At 50.8% G+C, this 5808-nt stretch carries 2 tRNA genes and 3 rRNA genes; all 5 read right to left on the bottom strand.

The features are described 5' to 3' along the window. Nucleotides 1-52 precede the first annotated feature (52 nt). The 5 genes from rrf to KU392_RS14205 all read right to left on the bottom strand — a co-directional run bounded on the left by rrf (nucleotide 53) and on the right by KU392_RS14205 (nucleotide 5510). A 5S ribosomal RNA gene (gene rrf, locus KU392_RS14225) occupies nucleotides 53-165 on the bottom strand. A gap of 198 nt (nucleotides 166-363) precedes the next feature. Further along, nucleotides 364-3235: ribosomal RNA gene (locus tag KU392_RS14220) — 23S ribosomal RNA — on the bottom strand. A 444-nt stretch (nucleotides 3236-3679) separates the two neighbouring features. Continuing rightward, nucleotides 3680-3755: transfer RNA gene (locus KU392_RS14215), tRNA-Ala, on the bottom strand. A 12-nt stretch (nucleotides 3756-3767) separates the two neighbouring features. Continuing rightward, nucleotides 3768-3844, bottom strand: a tRNA-Ile gene (locus KU392_RS14210). 120 nt (nucleotides 3845-3964) lie between these two features. Then, a 16S ribosomal RNA gene (locus KU392_RS14205) occupies nucleotides 3965-5510 on the bottom strand. The 16S, 23S and 5S rRNA genes sit together here with 2 tRNA genes alongside, the layout of an rRNA operon. Nucleotides 5511-5808: the final 298 nt, after the last annotated feature.

Raw genomic sequence — 5808 nt, 5'->3', positions numbered from 1 at the left:
GGCAATAAAAAAACCCCTTCAGTAGTGCTGAAGGGGTTTTTCGTAATAAAGAGCCTGACGATGACCTACTTTCACGGATGTCCATCCACTATCATCGGCGCGAAGGCGTTTCACTGTCCTGTTCGGGAAGGGAAGGAGTGGGTCCACCTTGCTATGGTCGTCAAGCGTAAGCTGGTATGGCTTACTGCTGTGTATGCAGTTAGCAATTTGGAAGAAGCACAAGTCAGGTAATTGTGGGGGATTTGCGATGCGTTGTTGGTGTTGGGATTGACGTGGCCATGATGGGTTTCATGAACACGATTTGATGTTTGAACGACACTTGAAACGCTATGTTCAGCAGTTTAATATAACCTGCAGAGTTATAGGATCAAGCCGCACGGGCAATTAGTATCAGTTAGCTAAACACATTACTGCGCTTACACACCTGACCTATCAACGTCCTGGTCTCGAACGACCCTTCAGGGGGGTCTAGCCCCCGGGATACCTAATCTTCAGACGAGTTTCCCGCTTAGATGCCTTCAGCGGTTATCTCTTCCGTACGTAGCTACTCGGCAATGCCATTGGCATGACAACCGATACACCAGCGGTACGTCCACTCCGGTCCTCTCGTACTAGGAGCAGGCTCCGTCAAGTATCCAACGCCCACGGCAGATAGGGACCAAACTGTCTCACGACGTTTTAAACCCAGCTCACGTACCTCTTTAAATGGCGAACAGCCATACCCTTGGGACCGGCTACAGCCCCAGGATGAGATGAGCCGACATCGAGGTGCCAAACACCACCGTCGATATGAACTCTTGGGTGGTATCAGCCTGTTATCCCCAGAGTACCTTTTATCCGTTGAGCGATGGCCCTTCCATTCAGAACCACCGGATCACTATGTCCTGCTTTCGCACCTGTTCGACGTGTCAGTCTCACAGTCAAGCACGCTTATGCCATTGCACTATCAGCACGATTTCCGACCGTACCTAGCGTACCTTCGAACTCCTCCGTTACACTTTAGGAGGAGACCGCCCCAGTCAAACTGCCCACCATACACTGTCCCCAACCCGGATAACGGGCCTAGGTTAGAACCGCAAACAAACCAGGGTGGTATTTCAAGGACGGCTCCATAGCATCTAGCGACACTACTTCTACGCCTCCCACCTATCCTACACAGGCCGGTTCACAATTCAATGTAAAGCTACAGTAAAGGTTCATGGGGTCTTTCCGTCTAGCCGCGGGGAGATTGCATCATCACAACCATGTCAACTTCGCTGAGTCTCAGGAGGAGACAGTGTGGCCATCGTTACGCCATTCGTGCAGGTCGGAACTTACCCGACAAGGAATTTCGCTACCTTAGGACCGTTATAGTTACGGCCGCCGTTTACTGGGGCTTCGATCAAGTGCTTGCACACCATCACTTAACCTTCCAGCACCGGGCAGGCGTCACACCCTATACGTCCACTTTCGTGTTAGCAGAGTGCTGTGTTTTTAATAAACAGTCGCAGCCACCATTTCTCTGCGGCCCATTCACGCTTTAACACGCTACTAGGGCATACCTTCTCCCGAAGTTACGGTATTAATTTGCCGAGTTCCTTCTCCTGAGTTCTCTCAAGCGCCTTGGAATATTCATCCCGTCCACCTGTGTCGGTTTGCGGTACGGTCATTGTTGAACTGAAGCTTAGAGGCTTTTCCTGGGACCACTTCCTATGACTTCGCGAACAAGTTCGCTTCGAGCCAATACCTTGAATTACGCGGCCGGATTTACCTAACCACCTTCTCGATACCAGCAACGGGTACAACCAATCACCCGATCACATTTCGCAATCCGTCCCCCCATCGCATTCAACAATGGTGTTGGAATATTAACCAACTTCCCATCAGCTACGCATCTCTGCCTCGCCTTAGGGGCCGACTCACCCTGCGCCGATGAACGTTGCGCAGGAAACCTTGGACTTACGGCGAGGGAGCTTTTCACTCCCTTTATCGCTACTCATGTCAGCATTCGCACTTCTGATACCTCCAGCATCCGTCTCCAGACACCTTCACAGGCTTACAGAACGCTCTCCTACCGCGTATGATAAATCATACACCCGCAGCTTCGGTAACTGGCTTAGCCCCGTTACATCTTCCGCGCAGGACGACTCGATCAGTGAGCTATTACGCTTTCTTTAAAGGATGGCTGCTTCTAAGCCAACCTCCTGACTGTCTATGCCTTCCCACTTCGTTTCCCACTTAGCCAATTTTGGGGACCTTAGCTGGCGGTCTGGGTTGTTTCCCTCTTGAGTCTGGACGTTAGCACCCAGTGCTCTGTCTCCCGTGCTGTACTTGCCGGTATTCGGAGTTTGCCATAGGTTGGTAAGTCGCCATGACCCCCTAGCTATAACAGTGCTCTACCCCCGGCAGTAATACACGAGGCACTACCTAAATAGTTTTCGGAGAGAACCAGCTATTTCCAGGCTTGTTTAGCCTTTCACCCCTATCCACAGTTCATCCCCTAATTTTTCAACATTAGTGGGTTCGGTCCTCCAGCACGTGTTACCGTGCCTTCAACCTGACCATGGATAGATCGCCTGGTTTCGGGTCTACACCCAGCGACTGAATCGCCCTATTCGGACTCGCTTTCGCTACGCCTTCCCTATTCGGTTAAGCTTGCCACTGAATGTAAGTCGCTGACCCATTATACAAAAGGTACGCAGTCACGGGACAAGCCCGCTCCTACTGTTTGTATGCACACGGTTTCAGGATCTATTTCACTCCCCTTCCGGGGTTCTTTTCGCCTTTCCCTCACGGTACTGGTTCACTATCGGTCGATCACGAGTATTTAGCCTTGGAGGATGGTCCCCCCATGTTCAGACAGGATTTCACGTGTCCCGCCCTACTTGTTCGACGCTTAGTACCACGCAACGCATTTCGTCTACAGGGCTATCACCTGCTGCGGCCGGACTTTCCATTCCGTTCGACTATACATTGCGCTATCTCGTCCAGGCTGCTCCGATTTCGCTCGCCGCTACTTTCGGAATCTCGGTTGATTTCTTTTCCTCGAGTTACTTAGATGTTTCAGTTCACTCGGTTCGCTTCACTATCCCTATGTATTCAGGACAGGATACTGCCAGAGGCAGTGGGTTTCCCCATTCGGAAATCTGCGGATCAAAGCTTATTTGCCAGCTCCCCGCAGCTTATCGCAAGCTATTACGTCCTTCATCGCCTGTGATCGCCAAGGCATCCACCATGTGCACTTAGTCACTTGATCCTATAACACTAAAGGCTATAGGTTTTTGCCGTATCGCGCCTTTCAAATCACGATACCGCATGCTGAGTTTCACGTTTGTGTGCCGTTCATCATTTTCTAGGTTGTCATTCTTGCGAATGACGTCTTGAATTTGAGAACTTCAAATATAATGCAATCACAACCCGTATTTTCATCGACATATGCCGGACTCCTGGTGGAATCCAACATACCCGTTGAATTACTTTGTTGTGCTTCTTCCAAATTGTTAAAGAACATATACAGCCAATATCACACTTCGTAAAGTGCAATCTTCAGCCGTTTCACCGCCACCAAAATGACAGCAAAACGATTGAACACTGCATTCTACCTTTCTGCAGCAGAGCCAGAAAGTATAGCATGTTTTTTGTTAATCACGCCAGCCTTGTTTTCGTTAAAAAACAACAACCTACATTCACACAAGATTCCTGGTGGAGGATGACGGGATCGAACCGACGACCCCCTGCTTGCAAAGCAGGTGCTCTCCCAGCTGAGCTAATCCCCCAACAAACCTGTTTGGTGGGTCAAGCTGGAATCGAACCAGCGACCCCCGCCTTATCAAGACGGTGCTCTAACCGACTGAGCTACTGACCCAACTGCTGGCTTCCTGTCATTAACAGGCCACCAAACCGATAGGCGGGTACCATTGCCTTGTGCAATGTGACTAACAACCGATAAGCGTGGACGCTTTGAAACATAGGAGAACCTGCTCTTAAAGGAGGTGATCCAGCCGCACCTTCCGATACGGCTACCTTGTTACGACTTCACCCCAGTCATGAATCCTACCGTGGTAATCGCCCCCCTTGCGGTTAGGCTAACTACTTCTGGTAAAACCCACTCCCATGGTGTGACGGGCGGTGTGTACAAGACCCGGGAACGTATTCACCGCGACATGCTGATCCGCGATTACTAGCGATTCCGACTTCATGCAGGCGAGTTGCAGCCTGCAATCCGGACTACGATCGGGTTTCTGAGATTGGCTCCACCTCGCGGTTTGGCAACCCTCTGTCCCGACCATTGTATGACGTGTGAAGCCCTACCCATAAGGGCCATGAGGACTTGACGTCATCCCCACCTTCCTCCGGTTTGTCACCGGCAGTCTCATTAGAGTGCCCAACTGAATGCTGGCAACTAATGACAAGGGTTGCGCTCGTTGCGGGACTTAACCCAACATCTCACGACACGAGCTGACGACAGCCATGCAGCACCTGTGTTCCGGTTCTCTTGCGAGCACTCCTCTATCTCTAAAGGATTCCAGACATGTCAAGGGTAGGTAAGGTTTTTCGCGTTGCATCGAATTAATCCACATCATCCACCGCTTGTGCGGGTCCCCGTCAATTCCTTTGAGTTTTAATCTTGCGACCGTACTCCCCAGGCGGTCAACTTCACGCGTTAGCTACGCTACTAAGCCCCGAAGGGCCCAACAGCTAGTTGACATCGTTTAGGGCGTGGACTACCAGGGTATCTAATCCTGTTTGCTACCCACGCTTTCGTGCATGAGCGTCAGTATTATCCCAGGGGGCTGCCTTCGCCATCGGTATTCCTCCGCATATCTACGCATTTCACTGCTACACGCGGAATTCTACCCCCCTCTGACATACTCTAGTTCGGTAGTTAAGAATGCAGTTCCAAGGTTGAGCCCTGGGATTTCACATCCTTCTTTCCGAACCGCCTGCGCACGCTTTACGCCCAGTAATTCCGATTAACGCTTGCACCCTACGTATTACCGCGGCTGCTGGCACGTAGTTAGCCGGTGCTTATTCTTCAGGTACCGTCATCAGTTCCGGGTATTAGCCAGAACCTTTTCTTCCCTGACAAAAGTGCTTTACAACCCGAAGGCCTTCATCGCACACGCGGGATGGCTGGATCAGGGTTTCCCCCATTGTCCAAAATTCCCCACTGCTGCCTCCCGTAGGAGTCTGGGCCGTGTCTCAGTCCCAGTGTGGCTGGTCGTCCTCTCAAACCAGCTACGGATCGTCGCCTTGGTAGGCCATTACCCCACCAACTAGCTAATCCGATATCGGCCGCTCCAATAGTGAGAGGTTCCGAAGAATCCCCCCCTTTCCCCCGTAGGGCGTATGCGGTATTAGCTGACCTTTCGGCCAGTTATCCCCCGCTACTGGGCACGTTCCGATACATTACTCACCCGTTCGCCACTCGCCGGCAAAGAAAGCAAGCTTTCTTCCCGCTGCCGTTCGACTTGCATGTGTAAGGCATCCCGCTAGCGTTCAATCTGAGCCAGGATCAAACTCTTCAGTTTAATCTCTGTATAATTGCCATCTACTGTTTTATGGTAAATGGTCGCTGCTTCACTCAAAAGAAAATAACGTTTATATGTATAAACCTTACTTCTTCATTTCAAGTGAGCGCTTAAAGTATAAATTCAGCATCACCAGCTTACGCTGGTGTGGCCTCTTACATTCCAAGCGCCCACACTTATCGGCTGTTATATTGTTAAAGAGCATTACAACATGACCCAACGGTCATGAGGCTGACATAAACCTGCTTTACAGTAGGTCTTGTCGCATTCAGCTCAACCCGATTCAAACCCGAAGGTT

Source organism: Advenella alkanexedens (assembly GCF_019132845.1).
Classification (GTDB): Bacteria; Pseudomonadota; Gammaproteobacteria; order Burkholderiales; family Burkholderiaceae_B; genus Advenella; species Advenella alkanexedens.
Note: the sequence above shows the minus strand (reverse complement) of the source record. Positions and strands in the feature narration are given on the sequence as shown.